At 58.1% G+C, this 14,484-nt stretch carries 15 protein-coding genes; 7 read left to right on the forward strand and 8 right to left on the reverse strand.

Annotation, left to right across the window (positions count from 1 at the left end; genetic code table 11):
- Positions 1-7: 7 nt before the first annotated feature.
- Positions 8-1,141, reverse strand: coding sequence for a Gfo/Idh/MocA family oxidoreductase (locus tag PLUT_RS08165; RefSeq protein ID WP_011358304.1), 1,134 nt, complete (start codon positions 1,139-1,141; stop codon positions 8-10).
- A 59-nt stretch (positions 1,142-1,200) separates the two neighbouring features.
- A complete protein-coding gene (gene hemN / locus PLUT_RS08170) occupies positions 1,201-2,625 on the reverse strand; it encodes an oxygen-independent coproporphyrinogen III oxidase (protein ID WP_011358305.1) in 1,425 nt (474 codons plus the stop codon).
- A gap of 146 nt (positions 2,626-2,771) precedes the next feature.
- On the opposite strand from hemN, the gene purE reads away from it, so the two are divergent.
- The 6 genes from purE (at position 2,772) to PLUT_RS08200 (ending at position 6,906) form a co-directional block, all read left to right on the forward strand.
- Positions 2,772-3,299 (forward strand): 5-(carboxyamino)imidazole ribonucleotide mutase, encoded by a 528-nt coding sequence (purE, locus tag PLUT_RS08175; RefSeq protein ID WP_011358306.1) that lies wholly within the window; start codon positions 2,772-2,774, stop codon positions 3,297-3,299.
- Positions 3,286-3,780, forward strand: a complete 495-nt coding sequence (locus tag PLUT_RS08180) for a cupin domain-containing protein (RefSeq protein WP_011358307.1) — start codon at positions 3,286-3,288, stop codon at positions 3,778-3,780. The genes purE and PLUT_RS08180 overlap by 14 nt, the downstream gene beginning before the upstream one ends.
- A 127-nt stretch (positions 3,781-3,907) precedes the next feature.
- Positions 3,908-5,197 carry an NAD(P)/FAD-dependent oxidoreductase gene (locus tag PLUT_RS08185; RefSeq protein ID WP_011358308.1) on the forward strand — a complete coding sequence of 430 codons (1,290 nt, stop codon included), beginning with the start codon at positions 3,908-3,910 and terminating at the stop codon, positions 5,195-5,197.
- On the forward strand, positions 5,194-5,406 hold the full coding sequence (locus PLUT_RS08190) for a hypothetical protein (RefSeq protein ID WP_049752378.1): 213 nt from the start codon (positions 5,194-5,196) through the stop codon (positions 5,404-5,406). The genes PLUT_RS08185 and PLUT_RS08190 overlap by 4 nt, the downstream gene beginning before the upstream one ends.
- A 68-nt stretch (positions 5,407-5,474) precedes the next feature.
- Positions 5,475-6,680 (forward strand): aspartate aminotransferase family protein, encoded by a 1,206-nt coding sequence (locus PLUT_RS08195; protein WP_011358309.1) that lies wholly within the window; start codon positions 5,475-5,477, stop codon positions 6,678-6,680.
- Complete coding sequence (locus PLUT_RS08200; protein ID WP_238974576.1) at positions 6,646-6,906, forward strand: hypothetical protein; 261 nt, start codon at positions 6,646-6,648, stop codon at positions 6,904-6,906. Before PLUT_RS08195 ends, PLUT_RS08200 begins: the two co-directional genes overlap by 35 nt.
- A 123-nt stretch (positions 6,907-7,029) precedes the next feature.
- On the opposite strand, the gene PLUT_RS08205 is transcribed toward PLUT_RS08200, so the two are convergent.
- From PLUT_RS08205 to PLUT_RS08220, 4 genes are read right to left on the reverse strand one after another with little or no spacing between them, the layout of a single operon-like run.
- Entirely contained in the window at positions 7,030-7,821 is a 792-nt protein-coding gene (locus tag PLUT_RS08205; RefSeq protein ID WP_011358311.1) for an energy transducer TonB, read from the reverse strand.
- A 31-nt stretch (positions 7,822-7,852) separates the two neighbouring features.
- Complete coding sequence (locus tag PLUT_RS08210; protein ID WP_011358312.1) at positions 7,853-8,377, reverse strand: ExbD/TolR family protein; 525 nt, start codon at positions 8,375-8,377, stop codon at positions 7,853-7,855.
- A gap of 1 nt (position 8,378) precedes the next feature.
- A complete protein-coding gene (locus tag PLUT_RS08215) occupies positions 8,379-8,912 on the reverse strand; it encodes an ExbD/TolR family protein (RefSeq protein ID WP_011358313.1) in 534 nt (177 codons plus the stop codon).
- A gap of 6 nt (positions 8,913-8,918) precedes the next feature.
- On the reverse strand, positions 8,919-9,665 hold the full coding sequence (locus PLUT_RS08220) for a MotA/TolQ/ExbB proton channel family protein (RefSeq protein ID WP_011358314.1): 747 nt from the start codon (positions 9,663-9,665) through the stop codon (positions 8,919-8,921).
- 158 nt (positions 9,666-9,823) lie between these two features.
- Between PLUT_RS08220 and dnaG the strand changes: the two genes are divergently transcribed.
- Entirely contained in the window at positions 9,824-11,725 is a 1,902-nt protein-coding gene (gene dnaG, locus PLUT_RS08225; protein WP_011358315.1) for a DNA primase, read from the forward strand.
- 75 nt (positions 11,726-11,800) lie between these two features.
- Here the strand turns inward: dnaG and glyA are convergent, their stop codons facing one another.
- Together glyA and PLUT_RS08235 are read right to left on the reverse strand one after the other, a co-directional pair.
- A complete protein-coding gene (gene glyA / locus PLUT_RS08230; RefSeq protein ID WP_011358316.1) occupies positions 11,801-13,123 on the reverse strand; it encodes a serine hydroxymethyltransferase in 1,323 nt (440 codons plus the stop codon).
- A gap of 50 nt (positions 13,124-13,173) precedes the next feature.
- Positions 13,174-14,403: a bifunctional 3,4-dihydroxy-2-butanone-4-phosphate synthase/GTP cyclohydrolase II gene (locus tag PLUT_RS08235; RefSeq protein WP_011358317.1), complete on the reverse strand. Its 1,230-nt coding sequence runs from the start codon at positions 14,401-14,403 to the stop codon at positions 13,174-13,176.
- Positions 14,404-14,484 lie beyond the last annotated feature (81 nt).

Consider the following 14,484-nt stretch of genomic DNA (forward strand, 5'->3'; position numbering starts at 1 on the left):
AGGGCTTTCAGGGCTTGACCCACTGGCGGAGGCGGTGGGAAGTGGCGGCGGCGGCCAGAACCTTCTGGACGACGAGGCCGTCGGCGAACCCTGCAGCATCGGGGATGCGCACGTCCCCATTGCGGATGGCCTTGACGGCCCGGTGGGCGAGGAAAGCGAAGCCGACGGCGAAAATGCCGTGGACGGCCAGAGACGAGTGACGGATCTTCTCCTGCAGCACGAGTTCGTCCCAGGGCAGGATGGGCTCTACCAGTTTCCAGCGGGGGGCGTCAATGAGGCTGCGCCCGCTCTTTGCGCCACCAGTCTCTATCTCCCATAGACGGCCTGCACCATCAAGGCGGATGGACTTCAGGCTGCCGGATACTTCGAACGAGAACCAGGTGTATGAGCCGACTGTTGTGACCTGCATGAGTGAGGGGCAGTTGAGGGCAATGGAAGATGGGCCGAAGCGCATCATCATCGAAAAACTGTCGTCGGAGGTCACCTGACGCATTTTCCCATCGCGATCCGGCCGCTGGGGGATGCTGGTCGTGAGGTTGCAGGAAACTTCAGAAAGCTCCCCGATCAGAAAGCGGTTAAGGTCGACAAGATGCGAACCGATGGCACCGAGGGCTCCCCCGCCCCGTTCACGGTCGCTCCACCAGGTCCAGGGCTGGTCAGGCCGGTTGCGGCTTGAAAGGTTGACAATGGCGCGCACGTCGAAAACCTTTCCGATCTCACCGCTCTCGATCATCTGTTTCATGGTTCGGACCGCGGGGTGGAACCGGAGCTGGTGGTCAAGGAGAGCAAGGCCCGGTGCCGAAAGCGAAGCGTTGAACATCGATTCCGCCTCTGCGACATTGAGGGCGAAGGGCTTTTCACAGATGACGCTCGATCCGGCTTCCAGAAGCTCCGTCACCATATCGCGGTGAAGGAACGGAGGGGTAGTCACGCAGACCAGGTCGAGATGCCGGTCGAGCATCCCGCGCCAGTCCTCGAATCCTTCCGTGATGGCGAACGACTCCATGAACTTTGTACGGTGTTTTTCTGTGGGACTCGCCACAGCGGCAAGCACGACGTCATCCATCAGGGAAAACGCCGGTGCCTGGGCGATGCGCGCCCATCCACTTCCAAGAAAACCGATCCGTATCTCTTTTTTCATCTTCAGGACATAAAAAAAGGGTGACCTCGATCACCCTTCCGATATTGAGGCAGCCGCCCTCAGACGGCCTTCTGTTTCTGTTCCTTGGCAAGTCTGGCTTTTTCAATATAACCCTTCTGGATGTCGCGCGACACATTGTAGGCCTTTGACAGGCTGTCGGAACGCCAGAGCAGGGCATCGAACGCCATGCAGATGTTGCGGAGATAGGGAATGCCGGCGTCCGTCACCTTCACGCTGTTCTCTCCGAGGACGACCATGCCGTCATTCTCCATATCCTCGAGACGATAGCGGGCGACGTCGAGCTCTTCGGTGTAGAGTGCCGGATCAGCCCATGAGGTCTCCTGCTTGCACATGAGGTTGAGAATGTGGCGGCGGAGCACCAGATCCTCGGGGGTGAGCATATGGCCGCGGTGCAGCGGAAAGCGGCCTTCGTTGACCGCCTTGATGTAGGCGCCGTCAGTCCGCTCGTTCTGTGCGAATGCGTACCAGGTGTCGCTGATGGATGATGAGCCGAGCGCCAGCATCATCTGGGTGGTGTTTTCCGTGTAGCCCATGAAGTTCCGGTGCAGGGTGCCGTTCCTGGACGCCACATAGAGCGCATCGGTCTCGATGGCGAAATGATCCATGCCGATTTCGTGGTAGCCGATCGACTCGAGCATGGCACGGCCCTTGTCGTAGAGTTCCTGCTTTGCGTCGCCGACGGGGAGGTCCTCCTCCTTGAAGTTGCGCTGCCCTTCGTACATGTGCGGGTTGTGGCCGTAGGCATAGAAGGCCAGACGGTCTGGACGGAGCTGCATAACCTTCTGGATGGTGTCGGTGATGGTGCCGAGGTTCTGCTTGGGAAGGCCGTAGACCAGATCGAAATTGACGGAAGTGAAGCCGATCTGGCGGGCAAGATCGACCTTTTCCTTTACCAGTTCAAACGACTGGGGACGGTTGATCTCCTTCTGCACGATCGGGTCGAAGTCCTGGATACCGAAGCTCAGGCGGCGGAAGCCGACATTGTAGAGCGCAAGAAGATGCTCTTTCGTCGTTGAACGGGGGTTGGTCTCGAAGCTGAAGATGTAACCGTCCATGCGGTTCACATGCTTGTAGAGACCATCGATGAGCCTGGTGAGGTTTTCGGGGCTGAAGAAGGTCGGTGTACCGCCGCCGATATGCATTTCCTTGACGTTGAGGGTGCCGGGGAACACGTCGAGGTACATCTGCCACTCTTTCAGAAGGGCATCAAGGTACGGACCCTCGAAAGAGTGGTCCTGAGTGCGGTGGGCGTTGCATCCGCAGAAATAACAATAGTTCTCGCAGTACGGAATGTGGATGTACATGCTGATGCCGGTGGTTTCATTGCTGTCGTTGAAACCCTTGACCATAGCCTCTTTCCACTGCTCCTGGGAGACGCCGTCGGTGCTCCATGAGGGAATGGTCGGATAGCTGGTGTAGCGTGGGCCGGGATTGCTGTACTTCTCTGCAAGATTGGTTGCCATTGCTGTCTTCCTCAACAAGTATTATTTTTATAAATTCAACATTCGCCAAAATACATAAAACTCGGCAATTTCATAAATCCATCAGGCTCCAGGCTGCCCTCAGCCGGGCTGCCCCAAGCAGTCCCGCCTGCCATATTTATTCCATTATGAACATACAGGACAACGCTGGAACGATACCACAGGTCGGCATCATCATGGGCTCCGATTCGGATTTCGACATCATGAAGGAGGCGGTGAAGGTGCTTGAAGAGTTCGGGGTGCCTTCTGAAATCTCCGTCATTTCAGCCCACCGCACTCCGCGCGACCTTGAGGCGTACGCCTCGGGAGCACGGGCACGCGGACTCAAGGTCATAATCGCCGGTGCCGGCGGCGCGGCCCATCTGCCGGGTGTGACCGCCGCTTTGACCGAACTGCCTGTCGTCGGCGTACCCATATTCAATCAAAAGCTCAGCGGACAGGATGCGCTCTACGCTATCGTACAGATGCCTGCCGGCATTCCGGTGGCGACCGTCGGCATAGACAACGCCCGAAACGCAGCACTCCTTGCCGTGCAGATCCTTGCGATTTCCGACACCGAACTGATGCAGGCTCTCACGGCCTTCCGCCTGAAACTTGCGGATGCATCGCGCCAGAAAACCGGAAAAATCCGCCAGCGGCTGCATGAAAACAACTGAATTCTGGATCCGGCACCTCGGGCTCGAGCGCCATCCCGAAGGAGGCTGGTACAGGGAGACCTGGCGAACCACCCGATCCGTTCCTTTCACCGGGGAAAGCCCGTTCGGCGGCGACCGGTCCTTTGCGACCGCCATCCATTACCTGCTCGAGGGTACGGAGCGTTCACGGCTCCACAGGATCCACTCCGACGAACTCTGGCTGTGGCACGCAGGCTCGGCCCTCAGGGTGGATGCATTCGGCAGTGGCCACACAGCCTTCGTCCTCGGACCGGAACCCGAAAACGGAGAGTGCCTGCAGGGGGTGGTGCCGGCCGGGTGCTGGTTCGGAGCCTCGCTTGAGGATTGTGCGCCTCAGAACTATGCGTTGGTCAGCTGCGTGGTGGCACCGGGATTCGACTTCAGGGACTTTACATTCGCCCGGAAAGAGGATCTCCTCGTGCAGTACCCCCAGCATCGCGGCATCATTGAAAAGCTCACTTGAATATTCTTATATTCACTCGGGATTTTCCATCTTTTTTTTACCTTACGGCACGTTACGGCATTATTGCCACCAGGCGCCCCATAGAGCATGGTGAAGAGAGGGTTTCCATGAAAAGACAAACAGAACCATGAAAAAGAGAGTTGTTATCGTTGGCGGAGGATTCACGGGCATGAATGCCGCGCGAGTCCTCGGCAATAGAGCAGATGTCGAAGTTACCTTGATCGACAGGCGGAACTACCATCTTTTCCAGCCGCTCCTCTATCAGGTCGCCATGTCGGCGCTTGATGAGGGGGACATCGCCGCCCCGCTGCGCAACATGCTCTCCATATACAATAACATCACCGTTTACAAGGGCATCGTAGAGCGCGTCGATACTGAAAACCACACCATCCACACCGACTTCGGACCGGTGGAGTATGACTATCTGATCCTCGCCTGCGGAGTACGCCACCACTATTTCGGCAACAACCAGTGGGAGGAGAACGCGCCCGGCCTGAAAACACTCTCCCAGGCAAAGGAAATCCGCCGCCGCGTGCTGGAGGCCTACGAGGCTGCCGAGCGCAGCAACGACCCTGTCGAGCGCAAGAAGCTGCTCACATTCGTCATCGTCGGCGGCGGGCCAACCGGCGTGGAACTTGCCGGCTCGATCGGCGAGATGAGCCGCTACACCCTCTCGAAACTCTACCACCAGATCGACCCGAAACTAACCCGTATCTTCATCGTCGAAGCCGCGCCGAGGATCCTCGGATCGTTCTCCCCGGAACTGGCCAGCAAGGCAACCCGCTCCCTAGAGCAGCTCGGCGTGCAGGTCTGGACCAGCAGCATGGTGAACGATGTCGATGAAAACGGCGTGCAGATCGGCAACGAGCGGATCGAGGCGGCAACCGTACTCTGGGCTGCCGGCGTCACAGCCATCCGCATCGGCGACAACTTCGGCGCCGAAACCGACCGGATCGGCAGAATCGTGGTCGAAGGCGACCTTTCGGTCCCCGGTCATCCGGAAATCTTCGTCGGCGGCGACCAGGCCTGCCTCTTCAACAGCGAAGGCAAACCCCTTCCCGGTATGGCTCCGGTCGCACTGCAGGAAGGCAATTTCATCGGCAAAACCATCATACGCGACCTTAAAGGAAAGGTAAGGAAGCCCTTCCAGTACAAGGACAAGGGACAGATGGCCACCATCGGCAGGAACAGGGCGATTGTCGAGATCGGCAACATCAAGTTCGACGGTACCCCTGCATGGTTCACATGGCTTCTGGTCCACATCTACTACCTCACCAGCTTCAAGCACCGGGTATTCGTGCTGATGCAGTGGGGTTGGTCCTACTTCACCTTCGGCTTCGGCGCCCGCCTCATCGTAAACCGCGAATGGCGGTTTTACCCTGAAGCCGGCCCCAGCAGGAAAGAACCCGCTCCGTGAAGCGGAAACACTCCGCAGCAGCCATTGCCGGATTTCTGACCGGCACGGCATTTCTCGGGCTCGCCATATGGTTAAGTTTTGCCATGGCGGGAGTTGCCGGCAATCATGAGGAGGATCTCCGCCTCTACTCCCTCCTCACAGGATCATACGGGGCATGGCGGATCTTTCGTTCCTGGATGCTGTGGAACGGGGCCCAAGAAAATGCTTGAAAGCATCACGATTCATCACTATACTTCCAGCCGAACCCTCACCATCCCATTGCAGCCAACGAACCAGCATGAACACACTGCCAGTCAACCGCGAAACCGAAGAGCAGCTTTTTTTTCACAACTACTCCCGCCTCCCCATTGCCGTCACGCATGGTGAAGGCGCCTGGCTGGTGGCGGATGACGGCACCCGCTACCTCGACATGATTGCCGGCATCGGCGTCAACGCGCTCGGCTACGGTGACCAGCGCCTGGAACAGGCCATCACCATGCAGGCCTCGAAGCTCATCCACGCCTCGAACCTCTTCATGATGCGCCCCCAGTTCGAACTGGCCGCAAAACTCCTGCAGCTCTCAGGCCTCTCAAAGATCTTTTTCGCCAACAGCGGTACGGAAGCCGTTGAGGCGGCGATCAAAATGGCACGCAAATGGGCCGCCGACAACGGGAACGGAGAGAAGAACGAGGTGCTCTCGTTGAGCAACTGCTTCCATGGCAGGACCTACGGGGCGATGTCGCTGACGGCCAAGCCCCAGTATGTTGAAGGGTTCCACCCCCTGCTTCCTGCCCTTGGCATGATCGAGTTCAACGATATGGAAGACCTCGAGCTGAGGGTGTCCGGGAAAACTGCCGCGGTCTTCATCGAAGCCGTTCAGGGAGAAGGCGGCATCCACAGGGTATCGAAAGCCTTCAGCGACCGTTTGATGGCGCTGCGCGAACAGTACGGGTTCCTTATCGTGGCCGATGAAATCCAGGCCGGGTGCGGACGTACCGGAACATTCTTCAGCTATGAGCAGCTGGGCCTCGAGCCTGACCTCGTCTGCCTTGCAAAACCGCTCGGCGGCGGGCTTCCGCTTTCAGCCGTCATCGGCAGCGAGAAAGTTGCCGGCGTGCTGACCTACGGAAGCCACGGAACAACATTCGGCGGCAACCCGGTCGCCTGCGCGGCAGGGCTTGCCATGATAGAGGCGATCGAGAGCGATAAACTGATGGAGCGCGCCACCCAAACCGGGGCGTTCTTCCAGGAAGAACTCTCGAAGCTTGCCCTTCGCCATTCCGCCATCACCGACATCCGCCAGTACGGCCTGATGATCGGCATCACCGTCGAGCGGGAGGCGAAGTACTATGTGGAACGTGCCCTCCAGCGGAAGGTCATCATGAACGCAACCAGCCGGAATGTCATCCGCCTGCTTCCGCCACTCGTCATCGGACGGGAGGAAGCCCAATACTGCATCAATGTGCTCGATGAAATCCTCACCGAAGAAAAAGCAGGCGCCTGAACCCGGAGTGCGCCCGACCCCGAAAGGGGCATCGTCGATGCCCCTCGGCAGGACAAACTACCTGACGATAGCTACGGGTGCGGCAGTCATTGCCGCAAGCTTCTGGGGCATGGCGATTGAACGCCAGGTCGACGGATTCTTCGCTCTCAACATAGCCCCGTTCCTCCTCATCGGCGCTTACGCCACCGTAGCCGTCGGCATCCTCATCCGACCACGGAAACACTGAATCCGTTTCCAGCTTCCTTCTGCCTGAACACTCAAGGACTGCCCCCCCTGAACCGCCAAAAAGCGCCCTCAAGGGGGCGCCCATACTGTTGTATTACAAGCAGCGGAATACGACCGGGAACCCTCAGTTGATCTGGAACCGGATCGGTACGGTGAACCATACCTTGATGGCACGCCCGTTCTGTATTCCGGGAAAGTATTTCGACTCCATGACGGATCTCACGGCGACATCGTCGAAGACGGTGCAGTCAGCCGGAATGCGCTTCATCACCACCGCACGCATCGGCCTTCCGTCCTCACCGATGAGGACGCTGACGAACACCTTCCCCTCGATACCGGCGATACGGGCCATCTCAGGATAGTGCGGTTTTCTCTGGTCGAGGAACCCGGGCATTTTCTCGCAGGGGATAAATACCGGACCACCCTCTCCGCTGCCGTCGACACGCTCGGTCTGGATAGCCTGGCGAAGCTCCTTCTGGGTCGCGATGGTCTGTTCGGCCGGCACCTCGTTCTCCTTGACCTTTTTGATCTTTCCGACATTCGGCGCAACCGCAGCGGGAACAGAGGGAACGGCCGGAGCCGGAGGCGGAGCGGCAAGAGGGGGAGGCGGCGGAAGCTGTGTGACGCTGGTGACCACTTCATAGCACTGGAGCATCCGGCCTGAGTCAGCAGAACCGCCGAAAAGAGACATAATTCTTCCCCAGTTGGCTGCGGCTACCCAGAAAAGGAAAAGGAGCATGACTGCGGCAATCACCCCGTGACTGAGGAAGATATGCGCCTGACGCCGGAGTGAAAGGTTGCCGTACCAGATTCCGCGAAGACGGTCGGTATCGAGGAACTCTTCGCTGAAAGACCAGCGCGATGCCTTCGTTTCGGCATCGATTTCACTGTGTATTTTCTTGAGATTTGACTGCACGGGACAAGCGTTCGGTTCAGTAATGCTCCGCCTATACGGATTTCTTTATCTCCAGATCGTCCTGGGGGGTGTAATCGTCAAGACTGAACCGGTCAATTTTCATCATGTTCAGTTCGTCGATTATGTCGACAAGCTGCTTGTATTTGGCTTTCTGGCCGATCTTGACAACGATCACCAGCTTGCTGTTCGAAAGGGACTGCTGGCGAAGCAGACTGCGCATATCTCCGCTGAGTGCCTTTCTGCCTTTATCTCCGGGCTCATAGAGCGGAATGCGCCGGGGGGCAAGGTCCCCGAGGGAACAGTAGGCCATGCCGTCTCCCGGTATGCGGAGCGTCAGTATGTTGGATCCGGCTACTTTCACCTCGCCCTGTTCAGGCGGGATGTTGATCTCCATGGTGTTGGATTTCGAAAACGTGGTCGTCAGCATGAAGAAGGTGAGGAGCAGGAACGCCACATCCACCATCGGGGTCATGTCGAGACGAAACCCGATACGCTTCCGCTGATGACCCTTCGCCTTCGTGCCGCGGCGTTCGCCCGGAGTGTCTACCATGCCCATACTAACGGCTCTCCTTTTCAAGAACGGTGACGAGATTGAAGGTGAGGAGGTTCGCCTTCTTGTACACCTTGATGACATGGTCGACCGCCTCGAACCCGGCGCCGCCGTCGGCCCTGACAACAGGGCGGAGCCGCTGGTCGGCAAAACGCGCCATCACGACGAACCGGTCGAGCTCAGAGCGTTCCACAGGAAATGTTTCAGCAAGGCGGAAGCTTTTCAGCGAATCCGCGACAGCTGCCGGCGACATGCCTGTGGCCTCGAGCTTAGGAAGGATGACTGCATTGAAAAGACGTTCACGTGTCGACTGGGAGGAAACGCCCATGAAAAAGTCATCGTCTCCGCTGACCGTAACCGTGAGGACTTCCGACTCAGGGAGCTTCTTCTCGGAATGCGATGAGGGAAGATCTATCACCACAGGCTCCGGCGGACGGAACTTGGTGGTGAGCATGAAAAAAGTCAACAGCAGGAATGCGACATCCACCATGGGGGTCATGTCAAGCCGGAAGCCTACCCGTTTTGCCTTTATTCTCGACATCTGGCGTTACCGGCTGGATCCGGTTCCAAGGGTCTGGATGATGTAGAAAGCCGCTTCATCGATCATGTAGCTGAAGCGGTCAACCCTGGTGGTGAAGATGTTGTATGCCACGATTCCTAGGATCCCGCCGACGATGCCGAGCGCCGTATTGAAGAGCGCCTCGGAAATACCGAGCGAAAGCTGCACCGCATCAGGCGCACCGCTCGTCGCCATGGCCTGGAATGCCCGGATCATACCCATTGTGGTGCCGAGCAGTCCGACCATGGTGGAAATGGAGGCGATGGTCGAAATGGCGACAAGGTTCTTCTCAAGAAGCGGCATCTCCATCGTGGAGGCTTCTTCGACGGCCTTCTCCATCTCGCTGATCTTTTTGTCACGGTCGGTCACATTGAAGGCCGCCAGCTGGGTGTAACGATCAAGAACCGAACGCAGCACTGCGCCAAGCGAACTCTGATGGTCATCGCACCGGGCGATGGCGCCCTGGATGTCACCACTGTTGATGTCCTGCTTGATCCCCTGGACAAACTCCGGGATGTTTCCCTTGCCGGCAGCCTTGTTGAGGGCGATGATGCGTTCAACCGTATAGGCGATGACCATGAGGATCAGGGCCATCAGGACCGACACCACCGGGCCGCCCTTCCAGACAGCGTGGAACATGGAATCGGGAGGGGTCGTTCCCATCCAGAGATAAAAAAGGAGAGAAACGACGTAGGCGGCCGCAATGAGCAGGCCGGTGAAGAGTCCCTGTTTCATGGATAGTTGCTTTCCGTTAATTTGCTATACTGCAGGAGGAGCATTATGCGGCCGGGGAAAAACGCTCCATTATGATTTGTAAGAATTTAGTAAATATGTTGCGGATTTTTCAATATATGCCACCATACATAAAGCAATCAGGGCAAAAAATATAACGGATGATTCCCCATGAGACCATCGACGAGGTCCGCCAGGCGGCCGACATCGTCGACATCATCTCCGACTACCTCACCCTGCGACAAGCCGGACGCAGCTTCAAGGCCCTGTCGCCGTTCACGCAGGAAAAAACACCCTCGTTCGTCGTTTCGCCCGAGAAACAGATCTATAAATGTTTCTCCACGGGCAAGGGAGGCAATGTATTCTCCTTTGTGATGGAGATGGAAAAAGTCTCCTTCCCCGAAGCTGTCGAACTGGTCGCAAAACGTGCGGGCATAGATATCAGCCGGTTCACCTCGAAAAACGCCGGAGAGGATGCGAAGGAGGACACCCGCACCAACACGCTTCGCTGGGCGGCCCGCCACTTCCACTCCACGCTCGAGAGAGACCACGGAAGCCCCGGCTACGCCTATCTTGCCGCCGAGAGGGGGCTCTCTGCAACCACCATCAAAAGCTTCGGGCTCGGCTACGCCCCCCCGGGGTGGGATCACCTGCTCCATGCCGCAAAAAATGCGGGCATCGAACGCAAGCACCTGGAAAGCCTCGGGCTCATCACTGAAAACCGCCAGAAAAAGTCCTGGTACGACACATTCCGAAACCGTGTCATCTTTCCCATTTTCTCCATCGGAGGCCAGGTCGTGGGCTTTGGCGGCAGAACCCTCGAAAAAAGTCCCGACACGCCGAAGTACCTGAACTCGCAGGAAAGCTCCATCTTTGAAAAGTCGAAACTCCTTTACGGGCTCAACACGGCAAAAAACGAGATCCGCTCGAGCGCTCAGGCCATCCTCGTTGAGGGTTACATGGACGTGCTGGCGCTCCATCAGGCTGGCATCACCTCAGCCGTAGCATCCTGCGGCACATCACTCACCCGCTACCAGGCCAAAATCATCGGGCGCTACGCCAAAAGCGTCCTCTTCGTCTACGATGCGGACCCAGCAGGAAAGAAGTCCATGATGGCAGGCATCGACATCCTGCTTTCGGAAAACATCACCCCCATCATCCTCATGCTGCCGCCGGGAGACGACCCGGACAGCTTCGTCAAACGGGAGGGCAGGGAGAAGTTTCTGGCGTTAAGCAGAAAAGAGAGCCTCAGCTTCCTGGATTTCCAGATCCGATTCCACCGGGAAGCAGGCGCCTTCGAGACCCCGGAACTGAAAGCCGACGCCATCGGCAGCATGGTCCGGACCATTGGGCTTGCCGCAGACCCGGTCCGCCGGGAGCTCTACCTGCAGGAACTTTCCGAAAAAATCGGGATCAGCCTGCAGGCACTCAACGAAGTGCTCCCCGCCGGAAATCCCGGAAAAAGACAGAGCGCTCCCCCGCCGCCGCCGCCCGGGCGAGCGAAGCAGGTGAAACCGATCGTTGCAGGCCCTATCTCGGTGCTTGAGAAGACCTTTGTGAAAGCCCTTCTTGAAAGCACGGCCTACGGCAATGTCGTCCTTGAGTTCGCCGCCTCGCACGAGGCGATGCTGATGCTCCGGAACCCTGCCGCCCAGCATATCTTCCTGCACATGATCCGCCGCTACCACGAAATCTCCGCCGACCCGGATGCCCGCATCGACGTGGCAACCGAAATCGGCCTCTTCGGCCGGCCGGACGCCGAAGACCTCGCCACGGGACTCCTCATGGACCAGCCGGTCAGCAACAAGTGGCTTGAAAAAACCGACCTGCACGGCGACAGCGCAAGACGTTGCCTCGGGATGTTTCTCGATGCCTTCAAAAACCTGATACTCGAACCGCTGCTCGACGAAAAGGACCGGCTGATGGAGGCGATACGGACCGAGGCGGAAACCGAAAAGGAAATCGCCCTGTCCAGGGAAAAAATCACCCTCGACAAAAAGATCCGCACCACCGCTCTCGAACTGAGCGAGATGATCGCCGCGATCCTCGAGCGCCGCCAGTAAGCCCCCTTCAACATAAAAAAAGCCGCTCCAGGGGAACCCCGGGGCGGCTGTAAGACTGCTGAAGGAAATGGTGGCTCAGGGAGTCACGCCGTAACCTTCGAGCGGGTTTTGGAGGCAGAGCGAACGGATCTCCGCCTTTACATCTTTACAGGTCGCAGCGATAGTGCTCTCGGCTGCTCCGGTGATCACCCGGTCAATGAGTTCGGCAATAAGGGTGGCATCGGCTTCTTTCATGCCCCTTGTCGTCATGGCGGCGGTTCCGATGCGGATGCCACTGGTCACGAAGGGTGACTTGTCGTCGAAGGGAACCATATTCTTGTTGACCGTGATGCCTGCATCGTGCAGGAGGTTCTCGGCAACCTTGCCGTTGACATCCTTGTTGCGCAGGTCAAGCAGCATGAGATGGTTCTTTGTACCACCGCTGACGATATTGTATCCGAGGGAAGTGAAGCGTTCCGCCATTGAAGCGGCGTTTTTGCGCACCTGCACGGCATACTCGCGGAACTCGGGACGGAGCGCCTCACCGAATGCGACCGCCTTGCCGGCAATGATGTGCATAAGCGGGCCACCCTGGATGCCGGGCATGACCTCGGCGTCCATCACCTCCGACATCATCTTCACCCTCGGGCCGTTCTTCGTCTTGATGGTGATGCCCATCGGGTTCTCGAAGTCCTTGCCCATCATGATCATGCCGCCGCGGGGACCGCGGAGGGTCTTATGGGTGGTGGTGGTCACAAAGTGGCAGTGCGGCATCGGGTCCGTCAGCAGTCCTGCTGCGATGAGCCCTGCCGGGTGTGCGATATCGGCCATGAGGAACGCGCCGACCTTGTCGGCGATCTCGCGGAAGGCCTTGAAGTCGAAGCCCTGAGAGTAGGCGCTGGCTCCGCAGATAATCAGGCGGGGCTTGAAGTCAAGAGCCATTTCCTCGACCTTGTTCATATCGATGATGCCGGTCTCGCGATCCACTCCGTATGAGCGGGCGTCGAACATCTGGCCGGAAAAGTTCACGGAGCTGCCGTGGGTCAGGTGACCTCCATGGGAAAGGTCGAGGCCCATGATACGGTCGCCGGGTTTCAGGACGGAAAAGAGCACGGCCATGTTGGCACTCGAACCCGAATGGGGCTGGACGTTGACATATTCGCACCCGAACAGTTTCCTGGCACGCTCACGGGCCAGATCCTCGGCGATGTCGACGAACTCGCAACCGCCGTAGTATCGCTTGCCGGGATAGCCCTCGGCATACTTGTTGGTCATCACCGAACCACATGCCTGCATGACCGCACGGCTGGTGAAGTTCTCCGAGGCGATCAGCTCGAGGGTTTCCATCTGGCGTACCGTTTCACCGGCAATCGCGTCAAAAACCTCACGGTCCTGCATCTTCAGGATATCGGTGTCCATCGTGTATCGTTCCTTTTTCCTTTACGGAAGTTTATTGTTGAATTGAAGTTTCAGTGGCCTTTATGGCATGAGCAGCTGATCATGTGGCCCATCTTGTCACGCTTGGTCTCCAGATAAAACTGGTTCACTTCGTTCGGCGCGATTTCAAGCGGTAAGCGCTCGACGATCTCAAGCCCGTAACCCTCAAGGCCGATGACCTTCTTGGGGTTGTTGGTAAGAAGGCGCATCTTGCGCACACCGAGGTCCTGGAGAATCTGGGCGCCTATGCCGTAATCGCGAAGATCGGCCTTGAAACCGAGCTGTTCGTTGGCCTCGACGGTATCGAAGCCTTCGTCCTGCAGGTTATAGGCCTTGAGCTTGTTGATGAGGCCGATTCCGCGTCCTTCCTGCATCAGGTAGACCAGCACCCCGCGGCCCTCCTTTTCGATCATGCGGAGCGCGGAGGCCAGCTGGTTGCCGCAGTCGCAGCGGAGCGAGGCGAAGGTGTCGCCGGTCGCGCACTGCGAATGCACCCGTACAAGAACCGGCTCGCCGCTGGAGACGTCTCCCTTCACGAAAGCCATGTGGTTGTGGTGGTCGATGAACGACTCATAGGCGATAAGGCCGAACTCCCCGTAGGCGGTCGGAAGCTTCGACTCGACGGCGCGCTCGACGAGTTTGTTGCGCTGCATCCGGTAGGCCACCAGATCCTTGATGGTAATGAGCTTCAAACCGAACTTCTCCTTGAACTTCAACAGCTCGGGAAGGCGGGCCATGCTGCCGTCGTCGTGGAGGATCTCGCAGAGCAGTCCGACAGGGCTGCAGCCGGCAAGCCGGGCGAGGTCTACAGCCGCTTCGGTATGGCCGACCCGGCGCAGCACCCCGCCGTCCATGGCGCGGAGCGGGAAAATGTGTCCGGGACGTGAAAAACTGTCGGCATGGGAGGCCGGGTCGCCGAGCATCTTGATGGTCGTCGCCCGGTCGTATACGGAGATCCCGGTGGTCACCCCTTCGGCAATGGCATCGACGGATACGGTGAAGTTGGTTTCATGCTGCGAAGTGTTGCGCTGCACCATCGGATCAAGCTGGAGCTCCCGGGCCCTCTCCATCGTGACGGCGACGCAGAGCAGTCCGCGGGCCTCGCGGGTGATGAAATTGATCATCTCCGTTGTCACATGGTCGGCCGCCGCGATGAAATCGCCCTCGTTCTCCCGGTCCTCGTCATCGATGACAATCACCAGTTTACCCTGCCTGATATCCTCTACCGCCGATTCTATCGTATCGAATTTGATGGTGTCCATGTGGGGTTGTACGCTGTTGGTTCTGGCCTTCCGCCTGTAAAAGTCCCTGTAATGTAAAAAAAATCCCCGTCCATTTTCAGC

It is taken from the genome of Pelodictyon luteolum DSM 273 (assembly GCF_000012485.1).
Lineage (GTDB): Bacteria > Bacteroidota > Chlorobiia > Chlorobiales > Chlorobiaceae > Chlorobium > Chlorobium luteolum.

Excerpts from the sequence above, each read along its gene's own strand:
- PLUT_RS08165 (WP_011358304.1), bottom strand. The coding sequence starts at position 1,141 with ATGAAAAAAGAGATACGGATCGGTTTTCTTGGAAGTGGATGGGCGCGC.
- hemN (WP_011358305.1), bottom strand. The coding sequence starts at position 2,625 with ATGGCAACCAATCTTGCAGAGAAGTACAGCAATCCCGGCCCACGCTAC.
- purE (WP_011358306.1), top strand. The coding sequence starts at position 2,772 with ATGAACATACAGGACAACGCTGGAACGATACCACAGGTCGGCATCATC.
- PLUT_RS08180 (WP_011358307.1), top strand. The coding sequence starts at position 3,286 with ATGAAAACAACTGAATTCTGGATCCGGCACCTCGGGCTCGAGCGCCAT.
- PLUT_RS08185 (WP_011358308.1), top strand. The coding sequence starts at position 3,908 with ATGAAAAAGAGAGTTGTTATCGTTGGCGGAGGATTCACGGGCATGAAT.
- PLUT_RS08195 (WP_011358309.1), top strand. The coding sequence starts at position 5,475 with ATGAACACACTGCCAGTCAACCGCGAAACCGAAGAGCAGCTTTTTTTT.
- PLUT_RS08200 (WP_238974576.1), top strand. The coding sequence starts at position 6,646 with ATGAAATCCTCACCGAAGAAAAAGCAGGCGCCTGAACCCGGAGTGCGC.
- PLUT_RS08210 (WP_011358312.1), bottom strand. The coding sequence starts at position 8,377 with ATGGGCATGGTAGACACTCCGGGCGAACGCCGCGGCACGAAGGCGAAG.
- PLUT_RS08215 (WP_011358313.1), bottom strand. The coding sequence starts at position 8,912 with ATGTCGAGAATAAAGGCAAAACGGGTAGGCTTCCGGCTTGACATGACC.
- PLUT_RS08220 (WP_011358314.1), bottom strand. The coding sequence starts at position 9,665 with ATGAAACAGGGACTCTTCACCGGCCTGCTCATTGCGGCCGCCTACGTC.
- dnaG (WP_011358315.1), top strand. The coding sequence starts at position 9,824 with ATGATTCCCCATGAGACCATCGACGAGGTCCGCCAGGCGGCCGACATC.
- glyA (WP_011358316.1), bottom strand. The coding sequence starts at position 13,123 with ATGGACACCGATATCCTGAAGATGCAGGACCGTGAGGTTTTTGACGCG.
- PLUT_RS08235 (WP_011358317.1), bottom strand. The coding sequence starts at position 14,403 with ATGGACACCATCAAATTCGATACGATAGAATCGGCGGTAGAGGATATC.